At 50.8% G+C, this 20,352-nt stretch carries 17 protein-coding genes and 2 tRNA genes; 5 read left to right on the forward strand and 14 right to left on the reverse strand.

Going from position 1 to position 20,352, the window contains the following annotated elements:
• Nucleotides 1-134: 134 nt before the first annotated feature.
• Nucleotides 135-3,791, forward strand: coding sequence for an exodeoxyribonuclease V subunit beta (gene recB, locus HMPREF2871_RS02620; RefSeq protein ID WP_049343968.1), 3,657 nt, complete (start codon nucleotides 135-137; stop codon nucleotides 3,789-3,791).
• Between the two features lie 59 nt (nucleotides 3,792-3,850).
• Here the strand turns inward: recB and HMPREF2871_RS02625 are convergent, their stop codons facing one another.
• The 3 genes from HMPREF2871_RS02625 to HMPREF2871_RS02635 form a co-directional block, all read right to left on the reverse strand.
• Nucleotides 3,851-4,582 carry a phosphoadenylyl-sulfate reductase gene (locus HMPREF2871_RS02625; RefSeq protein ID WP_004521081.1) on the reverse strand — a complete coding sequence of 244 codons (732 nt, stop codon included), beginning with the start codon at nucleotides 4,580-4,582 and terminating at the stop codon, nucleotides 3,851-3,853.
• A 115-nt stretch (nucleotides 4,583-4,697) separates the two neighbouring features.
• Nucleotides 4,698-5,756: a DNA polymerase IV gene (dinB, locus tag HMPREF2871_RS02630; protein ID WP_004521080.1), complete on the reverse strand. Its 1,059-nt coding sequence runs from the start codon at nucleotides 5,754-5,756 to the stop codon at nucleotides 4,698-4,700.
• 77 nt (nucleotides 5,757-5,833) lie between these two features.
• Nucleotides 5,834-6,877: a sulfate ABC transporter substrate-binding protein gene (locus HMPREF2871_RS02635; RefSeq protein WP_191620581.1), complete on the reverse strand. Its 1,044-nt coding sequence runs from the start codon at nucleotides 6,875-6,877 to the stop codon at nucleotides 5,834-5,836.
• Between the two features lie 252 nt (nucleotides 6,878-7,129).
• Between HMPREF2871_RS02635 and HMPREF2871_RS02640 the strand changes: the two genes are divergently transcribed.
• A complete protein-coding gene (locus HMPREF2871_RS02640) occupies nucleotides 7,130-7,963 on the forward strand; it encodes a DUF4198 domain-containing protein (protein ID WP_049343971.1) in 834 nt (277 codons plus the stop codon).
• A 43-nt stretch (nucleotides 7,964-8,006) separates the two neighbouring features.
• Here the strand turns inward: HMPREF2871_RS02640 and HMPREF2871_RS02645 are convergent, their stop codons facing one another.
• From HMPREF2871_RS02645 to HMPREF2871_RS02675, 7 genes are all read right to left on the reverse strand, one after another.
• Nucleotides 8,007-8,858: a DUF5672 family protein gene (locus tag HMPREF2871_RS02645; protein ID WP_049343972.1), complete on the reverse strand. Its 852-nt coding sequence runs from the start codon at nucleotides 8,856-8,858 to the stop codon at nucleotides 8,007-8,009.
• A 37-nt stretch (nucleotides 8,859-8,895) separates the two neighbouring features.
• Nucleotides 8,896-11,496, reverse strand: coding sequence for a DNA mismatch repair protein MutS (gene mutS, locus HMPREF2871_RS02650; protein ID WP_049343974.1), 2,601 nt, complete (start codon nucleotides 11,494-11,496; stop codon nucleotides 8,896-8,898).
• A gap of 97 nt (nucleotides 11,497-11,593) precedes the next feature.
• Nucleotides 11,594-12,535 carry a DUF4424 family protein gene (locus HMPREF2871_RS02655; protein WP_049336308.1) on the reverse strand — a complete coding sequence of 314 codons (942 nt, stop codon included), beginning with the start codon at nucleotides 12,533-12,535 and terminating at the stop codon, nucleotides 11,594-11,596.
• A 68-nt stretch (nucleotides 12,536-12,603) separates the two neighbouring features.
• Complete coding sequence (gene panC, locus HMPREF2871_RS02660) at nucleotides 12,604-13,440, reverse strand: pantoate--beta-alanine ligase (RefSeq protein WP_049336306.1); 837 nt, start codon at nucleotides 13,438-13,440, stop codon at nucleotides 12,604-12,606.
• 119 nt (nucleotides 13,441-13,559) lie between these two features.
• Nucleotides 13,560-14,351 (reverse strand): 3-methyl-2-oxobutanoate hydroxymethyltransferase, encoded by a 792-nt coding sequence (gene panB / locus HMPREF2871_RS02665; RefSeq protein ID WP_004521070.1) that lies wholly within the window; start codon nucleotides 14,349-14,351, stop codon nucleotides 13,560-13,562.
• A 126-nt stretch (nucleotides 14,352-14,477) separates the two neighbouring features.
• A tRNA-Thr gene (locus HMPREF2871_RS02670) sits at nucleotides 14,478-14,553 on the reverse strand.
• 36 nt (nucleotides 14,554-14,589) lie between these two features.
• Nucleotides 14,590-14,665: transfer RNA gene (locus HMPREF2871_RS02675), tRNA-Thr, on the reverse strand.
• A 215-nt stretch (nucleotides 14,666-14,880) separates the two neighbouring features.
• On the opposite strand from HMPREF2871_RS02675, the gene HMPREF2871_RS02680 reads away from it, so the two are divergent.
• Together HMPREF2871_RS02680 and HMPREF2871_RS02685 are read left to right on the forward strand one after the other, a co-directional pair.
• Entirely contained in the window at nucleotides 14,881-15,675 is a 795-nt protein-coding gene (locus HMPREF2871_RS02680; RefSeq protein WP_049343975.1) for a polyamine aminopropyltransferase, read from the forward strand.
• Nucleotides 15,676-15,716: 41 nt separating this feature from the next.
• Nucleotides 15,717-16,355 (forward strand): alpha/beta hydrolase, encoded by a 639-nt coding sequence (locus HMPREF2871_RS02685; protein ID WP_049336520.1) that lies wholly within the window; start codon nucleotides 15,717-15,719, stop codon nucleotides 16,353-16,355.
• Nucleotides 16,356-16,484: 129 nt separating this feature from the next.
• Here HMPREF2871_RS02685 and HMPREF2871_RS02690 read toward each other — a convergent pair whose 3' ends face one another.
• Both HMPREF2871_RS02690 and folB read right to left on the reverse strand, forming a co-directional pair.
• Nucleotides 16,485-17,021 (reverse strand): NUDIX hydrolase, encoded by a 537-nt coding sequence (locus tag HMPREF2871_RS02690; RefSeq protein ID WP_004520157.1) that lies wholly within the window; start codon nucleotides 17,019-17,021, stop codon nucleotides 16,485-16,487.
• A 74-nt stretch (nucleotides 17,022-17,095) separates the two neighbouring features.
• Entirely contained in the window at nucleotides 17,096-17,446 is a 351-nt protein-coding gene (folB, locus tag HMPREF2871_RS02695) for a dihydroneopterin aldolase (protein ID WP_004520156.1), read from the reverse strand.
• A 57-nt stretch (nucleotides 17,447-17,503) separates the two neighbouring features.
• Here folB and plsY point away from each other — a divergent pair, with 57 nt between their 5' ends.
• Nucleotides 17,504-18,115 carry a glycerol-3-phosphate 1-O-acyltransferase PlsY gene (plsY, locus tag HMPREF2871_RS02700; RefSeq protein WP_004520155.1) on the forward strand — a complete coding sequence of 204 codons (612 nt, stop codon included), beginning with the start codon at nucleotides 17,504-17,506 and terminating at the stop codon, nucleotides 18,113-18,115.
• A gap of 65 nt (nucleotides 18,116-18,180) precedes the next feature.
• Here plsY and greB read toward each other — a convergent pair whose 3' ends face one another.
• Nucleotides 18,181-18,672: a transcription elongation factor GreB gene (gene greB, locus HMPREF2871_RS02705; protein ID WP_049336518.1), complete on the reverse strand. Its 492-nt coding sequence runs from the start codon at nucleotides 18,670-18,672 to the stop codon at nucleotides 18,181-18,183.
• Between the two features lie 74 nt (nucleotides 18,673-18,746).
• Complete coding sequence (gene purF / locus HMPREF2871_RS02710; RefSeq protein ID WP_049336516.1) at nucleotides 18,747-20,294, reverse strand: amidophosphoribosyltransferase; 1,548 nt, start codon at nucleotides 20,292-20,294, stop codon at nucleotides 18,747-18,749.
• Between the last annotated feature and the right edge of the window lie 58 nt (nucleotides 20,295-20,352).

The raw sequence follows: 20,352 nt of genomic DNA on the forward strand, positions 1-20,352 counted from the left end.
TGAAGTCATTTAATAGCCATTAAGACATGCCGTCTGAAAACAGAAAGTTTTCAGACGGCATTTTTATCATCAATGCAAAACAACACACTATCTCTGTTATGATAATGCCTCGCTAATATTATTCCGTTCCTACCATGTCTTCCGCCCTTCCTTTTGACGCGCTCACACTTTCCATCGACGGCACCAACCTTATCGAAGCTTCTGCCGGTACGGGTAAAACCTACGGCATTGCCGCGCTCTTTACCCGACTGATTGTTTTAGAAAAAAAAGACATCGAGAAAATTCTGGTCGTTACCTTTACCAAAGCGGCGACGGCAGAACTGAAAACCCGTTTGCGCGCACGTTTGGACGAAGTGTTGCAGGTTTTGAACGAAATCCAAACTTTGGGCGGCGAGCCGGAACATATTTCAGACGGCCTGAACAAATATTACGAAAAAGAGAAAAAATCCCCCGATGACTTTCTCAATCGCTTGATTCCTTTGGCTTTAGGCGAGCAAGACGGACAAGAAAGCTGCCATCGCCTGATTCTCCGCCTCAAAGCCGCGCTGAGCCAGTTTGACAACTCCTCTATTTACACCATCCACGGCTTCTGTCAGCGCGTCTTGCGCGATTACGCGTTTTTGTGCGGCGCACCTTTGGATGTCGAGCTGTCGGACGACTCGCGCGAGAGGCTGCTGATTCCTGCACAAGACTTTTGGCGGCAGAAAGTGGCAACCGATGCCACATTGGCACAATTGGTTTTTGACCGGAAATGCACGCCCGAAGAAATGCTTGCCGAAATCAAAAGCTATACCGGCCGCCCCTATCTGAAATTCAGACGGTCTGAAGGCGATTTGAAAGAAGCCCAAGCCAACCTTCAAGAAACATGGCAAAAAGTTTGCGCTCAGTTGGAAGACTTGGAAAAAGCATTTTGGGCAATTTTTCCCAAACTTAACGGCCAAACCTACAAAAGAAAAACCTTTGAAAATGTTTTTACCGATTTAAAAACAAACGCCGAATCCAACCGTCTGCCCCGCCTGAGCAAACAAACGCTAGAAAAATTAAGCCTCTTCAGTATCGACACGCTCAACAGCAAACTGAAAAAAGAATATAAAACCGATGCCGATATGCCGGAAATTATTCAGCTGCAAGCCTTGGCCAATCTCGGTCGTGATTTGCAGGCAATGGAAAGCGCGGAAGAAGCGGTCTTCATCCGCCTGCAACTCGACCTCCTTTCCCACATCAATCAGTCCATTGCCGAACAAAAAAAATCACGCCGCGAGCGCGTGTTTGACGATTTGCTGCTGGACGTCCATCAGGCATTGACCACCAATGAACACGGCAACGCGTTGGCAAAAGCGGCGGCGGCAAACTGGGAAATCGCGCTGATTGACGAATTCCAAGATACCGACCCGCTGCAATACGAAATTTTCCGCCAAATTTTTATCGAACAAGGCTGCCCGCTGTTTCTCGTTGGCGACCCCAAGCAGGCGATTTACAGCTTTCGCGGTGCGGACATTTACGCCTATCTGCAAGCTGCGCAAGATGCGGACAGGCATTACACCCTCGCCGTCAACTACCGCAGCCATGCCAAGCTGATTAACGGCATCAGCGCCTTGTTCAAACAAAAAAAACACCCCTTCGTCTTGGAAAATATCGATTACAGCGATGTCTCCGCCAGCCGCGCCGAAAGCCGGCTGTCGCCACACCGTCCCGCCATCCAAGTACGCTGGCTCAACACGGACGATCAGACCAACAAAGAGATTTTGCGTGGCCGTGCCGCCGAATATTGCGCCGATGAAATTGCCTTTGCGCTCAATGAAGCAGCCGAAGGCCGTCTGAACTTCAAAGGCCGCGCGCTGGAGTCCGGCGATATTGCGGTTTTGGTGCGCACCAACAACGAAGCGGCGATGATTGCCGGTAAACTGAAACAGCGCCGTATCCAAAGCGTGTTGCTGTCGCGCCAGTCCGTTTTCGATTCCGCCGAGGCAGATTCGCTGTCCGCGCTGATCGGCTTTTGGCTCAACCCAAGGCAAACCGACTGGCTGCGCTTTGTCTTGACCGGCGTTTTATTCGGCTATACCGCCAAAGAGATTTACGAACTCAACCATAACGAACACCAGCTGCTGAAATGGCTAGAGTCATCTGCCCAAGCCATGGAAAAATGGCGGAAAGGCGGCATTTTTGCCGCCGTGCAGCAGTTTGCCGCCCTACATGACATCGAAACACGCCTGCTCAAAGGCGGCAACGAGCGCAGCCTGACCAACTACTACCAAATTCTGGAGCTTTTGGCCGAAGAAGACAGTCAAAGCCGCAACCCTGCCGCCCTGCATAAATGGCTGAACGAACAAATCAGCCGTGCACGCAGCGGCCATTTCCCATCAGACGCGCAAACCATCCGTCTTGAAAGCGACGAAAAACTGGTCAAAATCGTTACCATGCACGCGTCGAAAGGTTTGCAATATCCTTTGGTGTACTGCCCCTTCGCGTGGGATACCAAAGACAATTCCAAAGAAAACTGGAAAATCCTGCATACTGAAAGCCACGAAACCGAGCTACTGGCAAAATCGCAAACCTCGGAAGCAGAACTAAGCCATCTTGCCGACGAAAAGACGGCAGAAGATTTACGCCTACTTTATGTCGCCCTTACCCGCGCCGAAGAACAGCTCAATATCTACGCCGCCGCCAACAAAAACTGTACGCCAAACAATCCTTTTGCCTATCTGCTCGAAGGTTTGTCGGATGCCGGCCGCGAGAGCGTCAGCCAAAGCTATAAAAGCGCGACAGACGTTGTAGAAATGCTTAAAACCAACTGGCAACGCTTTATCAAAAACGCGCCTGAAAATACGGAGTTTGCCTTCACGGAAGAAGCCCCGCCGGAAACCGTCTATCAATACAGCCGCCAGCAAGACCAAGCTTTTAGCGCACATAGCAATAAACGCCGCGATTTTGACTTTATCCGCCACACCAGCTTTACCGGTTTGAGCCGGCACACCAAGTCAACCGACGAACAACACGAGCCTTTGCAACCTGCCATCGATCCGGCAGAAAGCGCAGACCGTGCCATGCCGTCTGAAAACCTGCCGCCCCCACTTTCAGACGGCCTCGATATCCACCATTTCCCCCGCGGCACCAATGCCGGCGTATGTTTGCATGAAATGCTGGAAAAACTCGATTTCGCCGCCTCTGCCGAGAGCCAATCCGAAATGATTGCCGAAGTTTTGCAACGCCATAGCTTTGAAGACAAATGGCTGCCGACGGTAATCACCATGCTCGATACCTGCCGCCTTACGCCTTTAATCAACGAGAGCCTGTCACAGATTCCGACGACCCGACGCCTGCCCGAAATGGGGTTCACCCTGTACATGGACGATTTCAAACTGGACGACTTGCGCCGTTGGTTTGCCTCAAGCGAAGCAAACCTGCCGCCAGAATGCGTCCAAGCCGCGCAACTGCTTGATTTCCATGATTTGCAAGGCTATTTAAACGGCTTTATTGATATGGTTTGCCAAGATTCAGACAGCAATGTCGTTTTAATCGACTACAAATCCAACCATTTGGGCAACGATGCAAGCGCCTACACGCAACAGGCGATGAACGAAGCTGTGGCGCATCATCACTACTACCTGCAAGCCCTGATCTACGCCGTTGCCATCGCGCGCTACTATGCCCTGCGCGGCAAGCCCTTGCCCCAAATCGCCATCCGCTACCTCTTCCTGCGCGGCATGGACGGCTCGGATCAAGGCATCTGGAAATGGGACATCGATACCGCCCTGCTTTCCACTTTTGTTGAACGAAAAGCAAATACTTGATAAATCATCTTGTTAAACCGTCAAAAAGGCCGTCTGAAACGTTTTCAGACGGCCTTTGATTATTTGTGCAAACCGCATTCCTTACTGTCTTTGCTTTCCCACCACCATCGCCCGGCGCGGATATTTTCGCCCAGCTTGACTGGACGCGTGCAGGGTTCGCACCCAATGCTGGGATAGCCTTGATGATACAGCGCATTAAGCGGAACTTGGTGCTCGTGCGCATATGCCCAAACATCCTGCTCTTCCCAATCGAAAATAGGATTGAATTTGGCGATGTTGCGGCCTGTATCCAGCTCTTCAAAATTCAATTCGCTGCGCGTTTCGGACTGGCTGCGGCGTTGTCCGGTCAGCCATGCAGGCGCGTTGTGCAAAGCGCGGTTGAGCGGTTCAATTTTGCGGATATGGCAGCAACGGCGGCGCAACTCGACACTGTCGTACATCGCGGTCGTACCAAACTCCGCTTCAAATTCGGCGGCGGTTTGTCGATTGGGATAAAACACTTCCAATTCGGTTTGATAACGCGCATTGGTTTCGGCAATCAGCGAGGCGGTTTCGGGATTGAGTTTGCCCGTATTTAGCGTGATGATGCGGATGGGCAGTTTCAGACGGCACACGGCATCGGTAATGACCATATCCTCAACCGCAAGGCTGGATGCGAAGACGGCTTGCGGATAGCGTGCGGCAATGTCTTGCAAACGGTGCTCCAAAGCGGCTGCCAACTCAGGCAGTTGGCGGCGTTCGGCATCGCTGATTTCGGGGATTTTCCAGAGTTGTGGGCGGAATAAAGACATGGCTGGTTGTTCCTAATAATTTTCAGACGGCCTGTTGAAACGGCTGCCGATATGGTTATGGAACAATATTGTCCAGCGCCCTATCTTCAAACGGAAAGAATGCTTTTCTATTTCTTTATAACCAAAGCGTCTGCTGCTGGTTTTTCGGCAGCAAATGGCTCACGCCGATACCGATCAGGCGGAAGGCGTCTTCACGTTGCGGAGGTATGCGTTGCAGCAAAGTATGCGCTGCCTGAAGCAGCGAGGCGCTATCGGGAAGGACGGAAGAATACGTCAGCGAACGCGTGATAATGCGGAAATCGTGGGTTTTGAGTTTGAGGGTAACGCCTTTGGCTTCGACGTTTTTGCGTTCGATTTGCCGCCAGAGGTCTTCGGCGAGGTGCGGCAAATGGCTTGAAGCCTGCGCCAAAGACAAATCTTCGGGTAAGGTGATTTCGGTTGAGATTTGCAGGCGTTCGCGTTCGGCTTTGACCGGCCGCTCGTCGATACCGCGTGCCAAATCGTAAAGGCGGTAGCCGTAGCGGCCGAAATGGTTTAAAAGTTCGCCGCGCTCAAAACGGCGCAAATCGCCGGCGGTTTGCATACCGAGGGCATTCATCTTTTTCAGTGTAACTTTGCCGACACCGGGAATCTTACCCAACGGCAGGCTCTCCAAAAACGCCATGATTTTTTGCGGCGGCAGCACAAACTGCCCGTTCGGTTTGCGCCAGTCAGAAGCGATTTTGGCCAAAAACTTATTGGGCGCGATACCCGCGGAGGCTGTCAAACCGGTTTCTTCAAAAATTTCAGCACGAATACGTTTGGCCACTTCGCTGGCGTACGGGATATTTTCAAAATTTTGGGTAACATCCAAATAGGCTTCGTCCAAAGACAAAGGCTCGATCAAATCGGTATAACGCCGAAACACGGCATGAATCTGCGCCGACACTTGACGGTACAAATCGAAATGAGGCTGCACAAACACCGCCTGCGGACACAGCCTTTTCGCCGTTGCCACCGACATGGCTGAGTGCAAACCGAATTTGCGCGCCTCATAAGAAGCGGCACAAATGACCGACCGCGTACCGTCCCACGCCACAACGACAGGCAGCCCTTTCAGGTGCGGCTGCTCGTGTAGTTCTACCGAAGCGTAGAATGCGTCCATATCGATATGGATGATTTTGCGTTGGGACATGGGAAAAGGTGGATAAGAAAAAGGCTTATTGTAACAAAAGGCCGTCTGAAGTTTCAGACGGCCTCTATGTTTAAGCCTTATTTTTTACTGGAAAGCTGGTCAAACAATCCGCCGTCGGCAAAGAATTTTTTCATGATTTCTTCCCACGGGCCAAATTTCTCATTCGGATTAAACGTCTCAATCTCAGGGAAATCGGCTTTGTGTTTCGCCAATACTTCGGCATTGCGCGGACGCAGATAAAGATTGGCGGCCAACTCTTGAGCCGGTTCGCTCCAGAGGTTTTGCAGATAGGCTTCGGCAGCGGAGCGTGTGCCTTTTTTGTCGACTACGCTGTCCACGACGGCAACCGGTGCTTCGGAAAGAATGGTGTAGCTCGGATAAACGATTTCAAACTGGTCTTGGGTCAGCTTTTTGCTGACGTAGTTGGCCTCATTTTCAAAGGTAACCAAGACATCGCCGATATTGCGTTGACTGAAGGTCGTCGTTGCCGCGCGACCGCCGTTTTCAAATACAGGCGTGTTTTTCAGCAATGCGGCCACAAAATCTTTGGTTTTGCCTTCATCGCCGTTATTCACTTTCAAACCATAACCGTACGCACCCAAAAAGGCGTAGCGGCCGTTGCCGGTGGTTTTCGGGTTCGCCAAAACGATTTGCACGCCGTCTTTGGCCAAATCGCCCCAGTCTTGGATGTGTTTTGGATTGCCTTTGCGTACCAAGAAAACGACGTTACTGGTATAAGGCACGGCATTGTCCGGCAGACGGGTGTTCCAATCGGCTTTGACCAAACCTTTTTTCACCAAAAGCTCGATATCGGAAGTCTGGTTCATGGTCACCACATCGGCAGCCAAACCATTGGCGACAGCCAAAGCCTGCTTGCTGGAGCCGCCGTGCGACTGTTGGACTTCAACCGTTGCACCGCCGTTTTTCGCAGCATATTCTTTAACAAACAAAGGATTGTATTCTTTATAAAAATCTCGTGCGACATCATAAGAGACGTTCAACAGCTTCACATTACCGCCCTTGCCTGCGGAAGCGGCATTGTCGGCAGATTGTTCGTTTTTGGGAGAGCAGGCACTCAACGCCAGCGCGGCGGTCAATGCGGCAAAAGAAAGGGTACGGATATTCATGGTCGGCTCCTATTAAAAGTATGGCGATACTTTATCGGGATCGGAGGCAAACGGGAAATAATGTTTGCTTTTGGGTTTATCAGTTTTGGTTATATAAACCGAGGCCGTCTGAAATCAAAAAATAATTATTTATAACTATAAAATCTAAACCATATTATTTACAAAGTTAATAAAAAAGAGTACCGTTCGTATTCGCCGAATCATTAGGCGTTTTATTCAATAACCGAAAGATGGAGTGTAGAAACTATGAAACAATGGATGCTTTTAGGATTGCTGGGATTGGGCGCAGTGGCACAGGCACACGATGTTTGGGTGGCCGCACCGACACATCAGCCTGCCGGCCAAATCCTGCATGCGGATTTGGGTTACAGCCATGACTTCCCCAATGTCGAAAAAATCGCCGACGACCGCGTGCATATTTTCAAACCGCTGCAATTGACCGACAGCTCAAAGAAAACCGTTGATTTGGTGAATAAGGGCGAAAACTATCAATACGTTTCCAAAGCCGCCCTGCCCGCAGGCTCCTACTGGGTCAGCGCGACCTACCAACCGACTTTCTGGTCGAAAAACCAAGACGGCTGGAAACAGCAAACCTTGAAACAGCTGGCCGGTGCCACCTATTGCGAACAATCGCAAATGTTCGGCAAGAGCTTTGTCCAAGTGGGCAACGGCGCAGTTGATGAAGCTGTATTGACCCGCCCTATCGGCCAAGAGCTGGAACTGGTTCCGCTGAAAAATCCGAACGAAGTCAAAGCCGGCGGTATTTTGCCGGTCAAAGTCCTGTACAAAGGCGAGCCTTTGGTTAAAGCCACCGTTACCGCCAGCTCGGACACTTTGGCGGAAATGGACTTGGAATCAACCCATGACCACCGCGAGCCTCAAGGCTTCTCCGGCAAAACCGATAAAAACGGCGTGGTCAATGTGATTACGCTGATTGACGGTTTGTGGAAAATCAAAGTCGTGAACGAGACCGATTACGGCGATAAAAGCGTATGTCAGAAAGATAATACTTACGCAACGCTGATTGTGCCTGTCGGCACCAAACGCGCAGCCGCACGCCATGCCCACCATCATCATTAACAACCATTAAAAAAGGCCGTCTGAACTTTCAGACGGCCTTCATTTATTCTAATTCATAACCCAAATTTCTAAAAAAACGGGAGAATGTTTCCAACTCATCACCATTTAATTGGGTAAAACGGATACGGTTGCAGCCGGTCAAGACCACACTTCCCATCCAGTGCGCCCCAAAGACGCGCTCTAAAGGGACATTCCTCATTCGATTGATAAACGGTACTTCTGAAGAAAATTGCGTAGCAATATTCGGAGGCGCGAATTTCAAACCTAAGTCCTGCAATCTATAACGGTGTTGCGCCGTCAAAAACATATCTTCGTGGTGCAGCCGCACCAGCCATTCCATATTGGCAATTTTTTCGTCTTTCGGCGGCAAAGGCGGTCGGATTTCTACATTTAAGCCCAGCTGTCGTGGCATGGCTAAAAGCCGCTTGCTGCGCAGGCTGAAACCGCCGTTCTGCGGCTCGTCCAAATTCGGAGAAGTCTGAATCAGATGTTGTTTAGCCAAATATTGGTCGGTTCCCTTCAGGAAAAACTGCCCGTCTGCTTCGGTTTCCAACAAAATCGGCAAAGGTGCGCCGATATAATCATATTCCCGATAGGCATCCTGCCAGTTTTGACCGTTTAACACCCAGCCGTCATTTTGAACAATCAAACAATAATCAGTATCGATGTAATACATCAGTTGGTACAAAACAAACAGATTGTATTCCAGATAACCGAATGGCCGGCAAAGCTGATGTCGGATATTTTTCGGCAAACCTTGCGGACAACTCGGGCTGATCAGCAATCCACAGCTTCCGGGCAATTCGGCACAGCTGCGGATAATGGCATACATCGTGCCCTCGGTATAAGAATCTGCGCCGGTAATACCAACCACGGTAATGTCAGCAAAACTCATTATATGTTTCTCCTGTTTCAGACGGCCTTTGCTTTGTTTACGACACCTTGTTGCAGATTTCTTTCAAACGGTACAAGGCATCCAAGGCTTCGCGCGGCGTGAGGTTGTCGGGCTGAATTTGCGCCAAAGCTTCAGCCAATTCATTGGTCTGCAAATTATCAACAGGCTCAACTTCTTGTTCTTTCCCTTCCTCATCTACCCCATTTTCAGACGGCATCGCGCTGAAAATATCCAACTGTGGACGGTTGGTGGCAGCTTGGTTTTCCAAATCGTTTAAATGCTTTTGAGCCGCTTTCAAAGCGCGGTTGGGCAGGCCGGCGAGTTTGGCAACGGCGATACCGTAGCTTTTGCTGGCGGGGCCGGGTTCGATGTGGTGGAGGAAGACGATATCCTGTCCTTGCTCAAGCGCGGAGAGGTGCATATTGACTGCGGTTGCATGGGCTTCAGGCAGTTTGGTCAGCTCGAAATAGTGGGTGGCGAAGAGGCTGAAGGATTTGTTTTTTTGCAGCAGGTGTTCGGCGATGGCGTGTGCGAGGGCGAGGCCGTCGAAGGTGGAGGTGCCGCGTCCGACTTCGTCCATGAGGACGAGGGATTGGTCGGTGGCGTGGTGAAGGATGTAGGCGGTTTCGCTCATTTCTACCATGAAGGTGGAGCGGTTGGAGGCGAGGTCGTCGGAGGCACCGATGCGGGTGAAGATTTGATCGATGGGGCCGATTTGGGCGGCATCGGCAGGCACGAAGCTGCCGGTGTGCGCCATGAGGACGATGTGGGCGACTTGGCGCATGTAGGTGGATTTACCGCCCATGTTGGGGCCGGTCAGGAGCATGAGGCGGTGTTTGTGGTCGAGGCGGGTGTGGTTGGCGGTGAAGTGGCGCACTTGTTGCTCGACGACAGGATGGCGGCCGTTTTCGATATGGATGACGGGGTAGTCTGCGAACTCAGGACAAACGAAGCCGCGTTCGGCCGCAATCGCGGCAAACGTAGAAAGTACGTCAAGGGCGGCCGCGGCTTTGGCTGCTTTTTGAAGCTGCGACAAGGCCGTCTGAACTTCTTTCAGCAGGGCTTCAAACAGGCGTTTTTCCAGTGCCAATGCCTGCTCTTGCGCGGTCAGGACTTTGTCTTCGAAGGTTTTGAGTTCAGGAGTGATGAAGCGTTCGGCGTTTTTCAGGGTCTGGCGGCGTTGGTAGTCGGCGGGGGCTTGTTCGGCTTGAACTTTGGATAGCTCGATGTAGAAGCCGTGGACGCGGTTGAACTCGACTTTGAGGGTGGAGAGGCCGGTGCGTTCGCGTTCGCGCGCTTCGAGGTCGAGCAGGAATTCGTCGCCGTGGTTTTGGATGTGGCGCAACTCGTCGAGTTCTGCCGAATAGCCTTGGTTGATGACGCCGCCGTCTTTGAGCCAGACGGCGGGTTCGGGCATCACGGCGGCTTTGAGGATTTCGGCGACGGGCAGGGTTTCGGGGAAAACGGCTTTGAGGGTTTCTAAGAGACTGCTGCCCTCGGAGGACAATTCGATTTCGGACAGGGCAAACAGGCTGTCGCGCAGGGCAGCGAGGTCGCGCGGACGGGCGTTGCCGACGGCGATGCGGGCGGCGATGCGTTCGATGTCCGCAATGTTTTTCAGACGGCCTTGCAAAGTTTCGTATTGCGAACCCAACGCGGCAACGGCTTCTTGGCGGGCGCGGATGTGGGCGCGGCTACGTAAGGGGTGGTGCAGCCAAAGTGCTAAGAGGCGGCTGCCCATGTGGGTGGCGCAGCCGTCGAGTATGGAAAACAGGGTCGGCGATTTTTTGCCGGAGAGGGTTTGCGTGATTTCGAGATTGCGGCGTGTGGCGGCGTCCATGCCGATATATTGGCTATCGGTTTCGAGCGAAATGCCGTCGAGGTGTTGTGGCATCAGGTTTTGCGTCAGGCGGATGTAGTTCAACAACGCGCCCGCCGCGCCGACGGCAGCTTCGTGTTCTTTGCCGTCCAAACCGAAGCCGTGCAGGTCTTGGCAGCCGAAGTATTCGGTCAACAATTTCGCGCCGGCGTCAGCGGCAAACTGCCATGAGTTCAGGCGCGTAATGTTGGCGGAGGCTACCTGAAAACCGTCAGGCAGGCTTTTGCCTTCGGGCAACAGGATTTCCGCCGCCTGCAAACGTGCCAGCTCGTCGGCTAGTTTGTCCGCCGTCGTCAGCTTGGTTTTGAATTCACCGCTTTGTAAAGATGCCCACGCAATGGCGACGTGTTTTTTATCCGCGTTCACCGCCGCGATGCGGTTGGTTTCCTTGTCTTCCAAAAACGCCGCGTCGGTCAGCGTGCCGGGCGTCACAATGCGCACGACTTTGCGCTCCACCGGCCCTTTACCCGCGCCGACTTCACCCACCTGCTCGCACACCGCCACGCTTTTGCCCATTTTAACCAGTCGCGCCAGATACTGCTCCGCCGCATGAAACGGCACACCCGCCATCTTAATCGGCACGCCGTCCATCTGCCCGCGCGTGGTCAGGGTAATGTCCAACAGCTTTGCCGCCTCCACTGCGTCATCCAAAAACAACTCGTAAAAATCGCCCATGCGGTAAAACACCAGCTTGTCGGCGTGTTGCGATTTGATGGCGAGATACTGCTGCATCATCGGAGAGACGGTGGGTTTGGACATGGGAAAGCCTTAAAAACGCAAAAGTGTTATTGTAACAAAAGGCCGTCTGAAAACCTAAATAAGCTTTCAGACGGCCTTTTATGTATGCCAAATAAGATTAATCATAAACGAAAATAATGTCCAAGTCTTTCTTCGGCAGGAAATTTTCTTTGACTGCTTGGAAGCGGTTCTGCCCTACTTTGCGCAAGGATTTGTCCCAGCAGAGTGACAACACAGTATTGGGCTCGCGGTCTATGGTCAAAGTGAATTTACCGATAGGTTTTGCCCAGTTGGCACCTGTGGTCAGGACATAGCCCAAATGGTGATAGACCTTTGAACCTCCTTTCACATTTTTAAAGTTTTTAAGGAAGTTTTCATCCATGCAGTACTCATCTATGAATGCTTTGCTGTCTTTGGCTTTAAGCGAAGGCAGGAAGCTGCCGCCGACCAGCGGGGTGTATTGGTGTTTGATTTCGGTTACAGAGTTGGCTTTAAAGGTTTGCTTCCAGCTGTAAATAATCTGCGACGACCAATCGGGCAGTTCATCCGTCTGTTTGGGCAGCATGGATTGGACTTTGGCGGAGCGGCAGGCTCCGATTTTGCTGCCGATTTTTTCACCGTCTTGCTTTTTCGTCCATGGGTGCATCAGTTCCTGATCGCTCAAACCGCATTTTTTCAAGTCGGCGGTTACATCCACCAACGTTCCGTTACTACGTTCAAAATAGGCACGGACGTAGGCTTGCGGGCGGACAGGTTTGCCGTCGGCGTAAATGCGGAAGCTGTCAACCAAGCCCTTGGTGTCGGCAAAGTCGGAAACTGTAGCCGCAGGAACGATGGGCAAAGGAAAAAGAACAGTTTCAGTAATGTCTTGCGAGGAGGTGTTTTTAAACTTGTAATGCACGCGGATTTGCTTTTCGCTGATGTACAAATCTTCGCTCTGCATATCGATATGCGGATTTTTCAGATATTTGATGCCGCTTGTGCTGACTGTACCCATACTGTCGTTGGCATGAGCGGCCCCGGCCAGCAGAAGGAGCAAGATTAAAGCTTTTTGTTTCATGATTTAACCCCTTTGAAACATGCCGTCTGAAAAACAGGTTTCAGACGGCCTTTAACAGCAGCTTGGTTTTAAGCCAAAGCCACTTCCAAATTATCAATCAGGCGCGTGGTACCCAAACGTGCAGCGGCAAGCACCACCAATTCTTTATCGCCGACATGAGCCACTGCCAAGCTGTGTGCATGGCGGATTTCAACGTAATCGACCACCCATCCGGCATCGGTCAAACGACGGATACATTCGGCTTCAAGTTGGGCGTAATCCAGATTGCCGTTCTTCAAGGCGGCGGCAATGTTTTGCAACTCTTGATAGAGGCGGGGCGCTTCTGCGCGTTCTGCTTCACTCAAATATTGGTTGCGGCTGGAAAGTGCCAGGCCGTCTGAAGTGCGGCCGGTGTCGACCGGGACGATTTCGATATTGAAATTCAAGTCTTCGACAAAGCCTTTGATAATCACCAGCTGCTGATAGTCTTTTTTGCCGAAACAGGCGGTATCGGGTTGAACAATGTTGAACAACTTAGTCACAACGGTCGCCACGCCGCGGAAATGGCCCAGACGGAATTTGCCGCACAATTCGTTTTGCAAATGCGGAGGCTCGACATTGAAACGCTGTTCCACATTCGGATACAGCTCTTTTTCATCAGGCGCAAACACGACGGCAACGCCCTCGCCTGCCAATTTGTCGGCATCTTGTTGCAAAGTGCGCGGATATTTGTCGAAATCTTCGCCTTGTCCGAATTGCAGGCGATTGACAAAAATGCTGACCACAACGTTATCGGCACGTTTTTTCGCTTCGCGCACCAGTGCAAGATGGCCTTCGTGTAGATTGCCCATGGTCGGCACAAATGCCACTTTTCCGGCAGTTTTGCGCCACTCGCGCAATTCTTTTATCGTATGAATGATTTGCATGGTTTGAAAAATCCTTTATCTTTTCCGCCGTTTCATCAACGGAAATCACGCGCCGATTATACGCTTTTATTCATTAAAAAGGCCGTCTGAAATAAGTTTCAGACGGCCTGGAGTTTATTTTATCCGGCAAACGTATGTTCGACAGATGGGAACGTTTTTGCTTTGACTTCGTCCACATAGGCTTTGACCGCAGCTTGAACGCTGTCTTTACCCTGCATAAAGTTCTTCACGAATTTGGCGGTTTTGCCGGGGAAAATGCCGAGCATATCATGCATCACCAAAACCTGACCGTCGCAATCCACGCCTGCGCCAATACCGATGGTCGGGCAAGAAACGGTCTCGGTCACTTTTTTCGCCAATTCCGCAGGAACGCACTCCATCAATACGATTGCCGCACCTGCAGCATCATGCGCTTTGGCGTCGTTGAGCAACGCTTCCGCCTTGTCGCCGCGGCCTTGGACTTTATAGCCGCCGAATGCAAACACGGATTGCGGGGTCAGGCCGATGTGGGCGCAAACAGGGATACCGCGCATTTGCAGAAATTCAGTGGTCTCCGCCATCCAGACACCGCCTTCGAGCTTGACCATATGCGCGCCGGCCGCCATCAATTCGGCCGCCGCCGCAAATGCCTGCTCTTTGCTCTGCTGATACGCACCAAACGGCAAGTCGCTGACAATCATGGCATTTTGAGTGCCGCGAGCCACGCATTCAGTGTGGTAGCACATATCCTGCAAGCTTACCGGCAAAGTGGACTGACGACCTTGCACCGCCATACCCAAAGAATCGCCGACCAGCAGTACATCTACGCCGGCATTGTCCATCAGCGCGGCAAAGCTGGATTCATAAGCGGTCAGCATGGCGATTTTCTCGCCCTCTGCTTTCATTTTTTGCAAAGTGTTTACGGTAATCATGGTGTTGTGTGTTCTGCCCGACGGGCAGCCCTTTGTTGTAATGGAAACGCGGTATTATAAGGTCTGCTTTTAAAATATCAAAGCATAAGCAAAAAGCCCGACTGCTTTCACAATCGGGCTTTTAATTGGTGCCGGCACCAAGAGTCGAACTCGGGACCCCCTGATTACAAGTCAGGTGCTCTACCAACTGAGCTATACCGGCTTACTGAAATGCCTTGCGGCACCGTCAGTCTTTAACTGGTGCCGGCACCAAGAGTCGAACTCGGGACCCCCTGATTACAAGTCAGGTGCTCTACCAACTGAGCTATACCGGCAAGGAAGTCGGCATTATGCCGATAAATTCCCATCTTGGCAAGCATTTTAAAACAAAGTTACTCACGAAATTATAAAAACCAATGATTTTAAAGAAAATTAAATACACACCTTATCTTTCCATCCGACACACACAAAGGCCGTCTGAAAACCGCCCCAGCGCAAAACATCATGGTTTCTGTTAAAATAACGCCTTTTATATCTTTCGTCTGCACCCATGCCACCCCGCCATCCTTACCGCCGCCTGCGCCCAGCCAAATCCCATCTGCCCGAAGTCGGCATTTCCGAAGAAGGCGATATCCGTTCCCTGCACTTGGGCAGCGACACCATCCAAAGCTCTATGAATGTCGATCATCCGTCCGAGCTGGTGTTGTCGTACAGCCGCGCCATGATGGGTTGGCTGCTGTTTGCAGAAACCCCGCCCAAACACATCACCCAAATCGGCTTGGGCGGCGGCTCGTTTGCCCGTTGGATAGACAGCTACCTGCCCGATACCAAGCAAACCGCCATTGACATCAATCCGCAAGTCATCGCCGTGGCGCGCAGCCTGTTTGAATTGCCGCACGAAGGCGAACATTTTGAAATTATAGAGGCAGATGGCGCGGAATATATTAAAGTGTTCCGCCACAATACCGATGTAATTTTGGTAGATGGTTTTGACGGCGAACAGATTATCGATGCTTTGGTGGAAGAACCCTTCTTCCAAGACTGCCGCAACGCCCTCTCTCCCGACGGCGTATTTGTGACCAACTGGTGGAGCGGCGACCAGCGTTATCAACGTTTTGTCGAACGCCTGCTCAACGTCTTTGACGGCCGCGTACTCGAGCTGCCGGCCGAAAGCCACGGCAACGTAGCGGTTATGGCCTTCCAAAGCAGCCCCAAAGAACAAAATCTCGACAACCTGAAAAAACGCGCCGAAAAATTGAGCGAAAAATACGGCTTGGACTTCAAACGGATGCTTGCTGATTTGAAAGCCAACAATCAAAACAACGGCAAGAATTTTTATCTGTAAACCGTTTCAGGCCGTCTGAAAAAACAAACAAGGACACACTCATGCTCAAACCCGACATCATTCAAATCCCCGGCCCGGCCGGTTTGCTGGAAACCATCTACCTGCCAAGCACACAAGAATCCGCCCGCGGCGTTGCCGTCATCAACCACCCCAATCCCCTGCAAGGCGGCACCAACACCAACAAAGTCATCCAAACCGCCGCCAAAGCCCTCAGCCAACTCGGCTTCCATTGCTATCTGCCCAATTTGCGCGGCGTAGGCAATAGCGAAGGCGAACACGATTACGGCCGCGGCGAAACGCAAGACTGTATTGCCGTTATCGACTACGCCCGCGCGCAACATCCAGACGCACCGCAATTCGCCCTGGCCGGCTTCTCATTCGGCGGCTACGTTTCCACCTTTGCCGCCCAAGAACGCACGCCTGATTTGCTGTTGCTGATGGGCGCCGCCGTCCATCACTACACCGACCGCCCGGAACCATCAGACGTTCCCAACGTCGCCAAAACATTGATGATTCATGGCGCGGAAGACGAAGTCGTTGAAATCAACAAAGCCCTGACATGGGCAGAACCACAAGGCCTGCCGGTTGTAACCATTGCCGGCTCGTCCCATTTCTTCCACGGCAAACTCATCGTTTTACGCGATACGATCACACGGTTTGCACCGGCTTTATTAGGCTAAAATACAGCTACAAAATAAAACAAGGCCGTCTGAAAGCTTTTTCAGACGGCCTTGTTTGTATGAAAACCTTATTATCAAATATCAGGCTCAAGTATTCAGAAATCCATCAAGGATTTTCTACTTAACATCTCAATTCTGAGTCAACCAATACTGCAAACCAATCAAAGTCTTACCATCTTTGATTTCATCGTTTACCAATGCATTACGCACCTCGTCCTTGCTCATCAGGACAGTTTCTGTAATTTCATCCTCATCGTTGCTCAACTCGCTGCCCAAACGCACGCCTTGCGCTTGGTAAAGATACATTTTTTCATCACAAAAACCGACTGCGGTATAAAAGGAGTACAACAGTTTGACACTGTCGGCGACATATGGCGTTTCTTCCGCCAACTCACGCAAAGCGCATTCGGCAGGATCTTCGCCTGCAATATCCAATTTACCCGCAGGCAATTCCAACGTCGCCTGATCGGCTGCATAACGCCATTGGCGCACCAAAACAACTTTGCCGTCTTCCGTTTCCGCCAATACACACGCAGCACCCGGATGGCGGATCACAACCCGTTGGCTTTCGTTGCCGTTGGGCAGGCGCACCCGATCGCGGCTGATGGTAACAAAAGAACCTTCGTAGATTGGCTCACTGCTTAATTTAGTTTCTTTCAAATCCATTTTTTACCTCATTTCCAAATTATTAAAATATTAAAGGCCGTCTGAAATCCTTTTTCAGACGGCATAGATAAGCCTTATTCCCGAGCGCGTTCAATTTCAATACCGACCTGCGCCACATCGGGCAAGATACCCGGTTTCACAATACGGACGCGCACTTTGGCCGCACCAAAATCATTTAAAATCAATTGGGCGATATATTCCGCCAAAGCTTCCAGCAGTAAAAAATCCTGTTCGGCAAGGCTGCGGCGTACGACTTCGCATACTTCGCCATAATGGATGGTATCGCCGATATCGTCGCTCGTGCCGGTACGCTCGGGAACACTGATTTCCAAATCCAAAATCAAAGTCTGTTTACGCTCGCGTTCCCAATCATATACGCCGATTAAAGTATCGGCCTTCATGCCGTACAAAAAGATTTTATCCATTTGCCTGTCCGTTTTTTTGATAGAATAACCGTTCCCATTTTAAGTAAAGCACCCAAAATGTTCAATGTACTCGCCATTATTGCCGCCTATCTTATCGGCTCCCTGTCTTTTGCCGTCATCGTATCAAAATATTACGGCATGGACGATCCGCGCACTTACGGCTCCGGCAACCCCGGTGCCACCAACGTCTTGCGCAGCGGTAAGAAAAAAGCGGCCGCACTGACCTTGCTCGGCGATGCAGTAAAAGGCTTGGTTGCCGTCATCTTGGCACGCTGTCTGCAAGATGCTTTAGATTTATCGGATGCAACGATAGCCCTGGTCGCCATTGCCGCATTGGTCGGTCATATGTGGCCAATATTTTTCAATTTTAAAGGCGGCAAAGGCGTAGCCACCGCATTGGGTGTCTTGCTCGCCCTCTCCCCTGCAACCGCCCTGCTCTGTGCCTTAATTTGGCTGGTCATGGCATTCGGTTTCAAAGTATCCTCCCTCGCTGCACTGGTCGCCACCGTCTGTGCCCCAATCTTCGCCTTCTTCATGATGCCACACGCCTCTTGGGCATGGGCAACCGTATTCATTGCAGCATTGGTGTTGTACCGCCATAAAAGCAATATTCAAAACCTGATTCAAGGCAAAGAAAGCAAAATCGGGGATAAAGCCGGAAAATCTTAAAAGTGTAGATGGCCGTCTGAAAATATATTTTTCAGACGGCCTTTATAGTTTTTATTCACGCATAATCAGTCAATCTTAATATATTCCACCGACAGAATCTCTATAACCTCACGCCCTTCCGGTGTATTCAAGACAACTTCATCGCCTTCGCGTGCTTTAATCAGGCTGCGCGCCAAAGGGGAAATCCATGAGATTTTGTTTTTAGCAGTATCGATTTCATCTACGCCGACGATTTTGACGGTTTGTTCACGACCGTCTCCGCGCAATAAACCAACGGTGGCGCTGAAAAAAATCTGGTCCGTGGCTTCGCGCGCTTCTGGATCAACGACAACGGCGGCTTCCAAGCGTTTGGTTAGGAAGCGGATACGGCGGTCGATTTCGCGCATACGGCGTTTGCCGTAAAGATAGTCGCCATTTTCGCTGCGGTCGCCATTGCTTGCCGCCCAGTTAACGATTTGGACGATTTCTGGGCGTTCTTTGTTGACCAGATGATAAAGTTCGTCTTTCAATGCCTGCCAACCGGTAGGTGTGATGTAATTTTTGGTTTCGGTACTCATAATGTGTCTATAACATAATTAAAGGCCGTCTGAACATTAATTTTCAGACGGCCTTTATTGTAAGTCAATTTACTTTATTCTTCATCATCATCACTATCGCTGATACTGATGCTGTGTTCCATTTTGCTTGGATGAATTTTCAAACCGCCACAACCTGATTTTTCGGTAGAGAGACGGTTTAGATACGCTTCGTCGATATCGCCGGTTTGATAAACACCATTAAAGCATGAAGAATCAAAGGATTCGATTTTTGGATTGAGTGCTTTGACTACTGCTTCCAAGTCTTCTAAGTTTTGGAAGACGATGCCATCCGCGCCAATCTCGGCTGCGATTTCTGCCGCGCTGCGGCCGTTTGCAATCAGTTCTTCACGGGTCGGCATATCGATACCGTACACATTCGGATAACGCACTTCGGGAGCAGCGGAAGCAATGTAGACTTTGCGTGCACCTGCCGCGCGTACCATTTCAACGATTTCACGGCTGGTCGTACCGCGCACAATGGAATCATCCACCAACAAAACGCTTTTGCCGTTAAACTCGGTTTCCATCGGACTGAGTTTTTGGCGTACTGATTTTTTACGCGTTGCTTGTCCGGGCATGATGAAAGTGCGGCCGATATAGCGGTTTTTAATCAGACCTTCGCGATATGGTTTTTCGAGATGGACGGCAAGTTCCATCGCGCTGGGTCGGCTGGTATCAGGAATCGGCATCACGACATCGATATCATCGACAGGCAACTCGCGTTTGATTTTTTCTGCCAAAGATACGCCCATATCCATACGGGACTGATAAACGGAAACGCCATCGATGACGGAGTCCGGGCGGGCAAAATAAACATATTCAAAAAGACAAGGGCTTAATTTGGCTTTATCGCTGCATTGACGGGAAATAATCGTGCCATCAAAACCAATAAATACGGCTTCTCCCGGCTGGATATCGCGTTCCAAATCATAGGCAAGTGCATTAAAGGCAACGGATTCGGAGGCAATGGCATAAGATTTTTTGCCGGATTCGTCAATTTGCGAACCCAAAACCAACGGACGGATACCGAAAGGATCCCGGAAAGCCAGCATGCCATATCCGGCAATCATGGCTACGACACCGTATGCGCCACGCACCAAACGGTGTACTTCGGAAACGGCGTTGAAAATATTGTCGATGGTAAGTTGATAAGGGGCTGTATTTTTAGAGACTTCGCGGCGTAATTCGTGCGCGAATACATTGAGTAGGACTTCAGAATCGGAGCTGGTATTAACGTGGCGCAGGTGTTTGTTGCATACGTTTTCATAGAGCTCTTCGGTATTGGTCAGATTACCATTGTGTGCCAAAACAATGCCGAATGGGGAGCTGACATAAAACGGCTGGGCTTCTGCGCTGCTGCCCGCATTGCCTGCAGTCGGATAGCGGACATGTGCAATGCCTGCATTACCGACCAAGTCGCGCATATTGCGGGTGCGGAACACTTCGCGCACCATGCCTTTGCCCTTGTGCATATGAAATATATTGCCTTCGGCAGTAACAATACCTGCTGCGTCCTGACCACGGTGTTGCAACATCTGCAAACCATCATACAACATCTGATTGACCGGCTCATGACTAACCAAACCTAATACACCACACATATCGTGCTTCTCCGAGTTTGAAGATTAAATGGGTAAGCTGTCATTATAAAATAATTTA

The sequence above is a fragment of the Neisseria sp. HMSC067G12 genome (genome assembly GCF_001812725.1).
Lineage (GTDB): Bacteria > Pseudomonadota > Gammaproteobacteria > Burkholderiales > Neisseriaceae > Neisseria > Neisseria perflava.

What these genes read in the sequence shown, in the direction of transcription:
- plsY (WP_004520155.1), top strand. Translation starts at nt 17,504, where the DNA reads ATGTTCAATGTACTCGCCATTATTGCCGCCTATCTTATCGGCTCCCTG.
- panC (WP_049336306.1), bottom strand. Translation starts at nt 13,440, where the DNA reads ATGCAAATCATTCATACGATAAAAGAATTGCGCGAGTGGCGCAAAACT.
- folB (WP_004520156.1), bottom strand. Translation starts at nt 17,446, where the DNA reads ATGGATAAAATCTTTTTGTACGGCATGAAGGCCGATACTTTAATCGGC.
- purF (WP_049336516.1), bottom strand. Translation starts at nt 20,294, where the DNA reads ATGTGTGGTGTATTAGGTTTGGTTAGTCATGAGCCGGTCAATCAGATG.
- recB (WP_049343968.1), top strand. Translation starts at nt 135, where the DNA reads ATGTCTTCCGCCCTTCCTTTTGACGCGCTCACACTTTCCATCGACGGC.
- greB (WP_049336518.1), bottom strand. Translation starts at nt 18,672, where the DNA reads ATGAGTACCGAAACCAAAAATTACATCACACCTACCGGTTGGCAGGCA.
- HMPREF2871_RS02640 (WP_049343971.1), top strand. Translation starts at nt 7,130, where the DNA reads ATGAAACAATGGATGCTTTTAGGATTGCTGGGATTGGGCGCAGTGGCA.
- HMPREF2871_RS02680 (WP_049343975.1), top strand. Translation starts at nt 14,881, where the DNA reads ATGCCACCCCGCCATCCTTACCGCCGCCTGCGCCCAGCCAAATCCCAT.
- HMPREF2871_RS02685 (WP_049336520.1), top strand. Translation starts at nt 15,717, where the DNA reads ATGCTCAAACCCGACATCATTCAAATCCCCGGCCCGGCCGGTTTGCTG.
- dinB (WP_004521080.1), bottom strand. Translation starts at nt 5,756, where the DNA reads ATGTCCCAACGCAAAATCATCCATATCGATATGGACGCATTCTACGCT.
- mutS (WP_049343974.1), bottom strand. Translation starts at nt 11,496, where the DNA reads ATGTCCAAACCCACCGTCTCTCCGATGATGCAGCAGTATCTCGCCATC.
- HMPREF2871_RS02655 (WP_049336308.1), bottom strand. Translation starts at nt 12,535, where the DNA reads ATGAAACAAAAAGCTTTAATCTTGCTCCTTCTGCTGGCCGGGGCCGCT.
- HMPREF2871_RS02625 (WP_004521081.1), bottom strand. Translation starts at nt 4,582, where the DNA reads ATGTCTTTATTCCGCCCACAACTCTGGAAAATCCCCGAAATCAGCGAT.
- panB (WP_004521070.1), bottom strand. Translation starts at nt 14,351, where the DNA reads ATGATTACCGTAAACACTTTGCAAAAAATGAAAGCAGAGGGCGAGAAA.
- HMPREF2871_RS02645 (WP_049343972.1), bottom strand. Translation starts at nt 8,858, where the DNA reads ATGAGTTTTGCTGACATTACCGTGGTTGGTATTACCGGCGCAGATTCT.
- HMPREF2871_RS02690 (WP_004520157.1), bottom strand. Translation starts at nt 17,021, where the DNA reads ATGGATTTGAAAGAAACTAAATTAAGCAGTGAGCCAATCTACGAAGGT.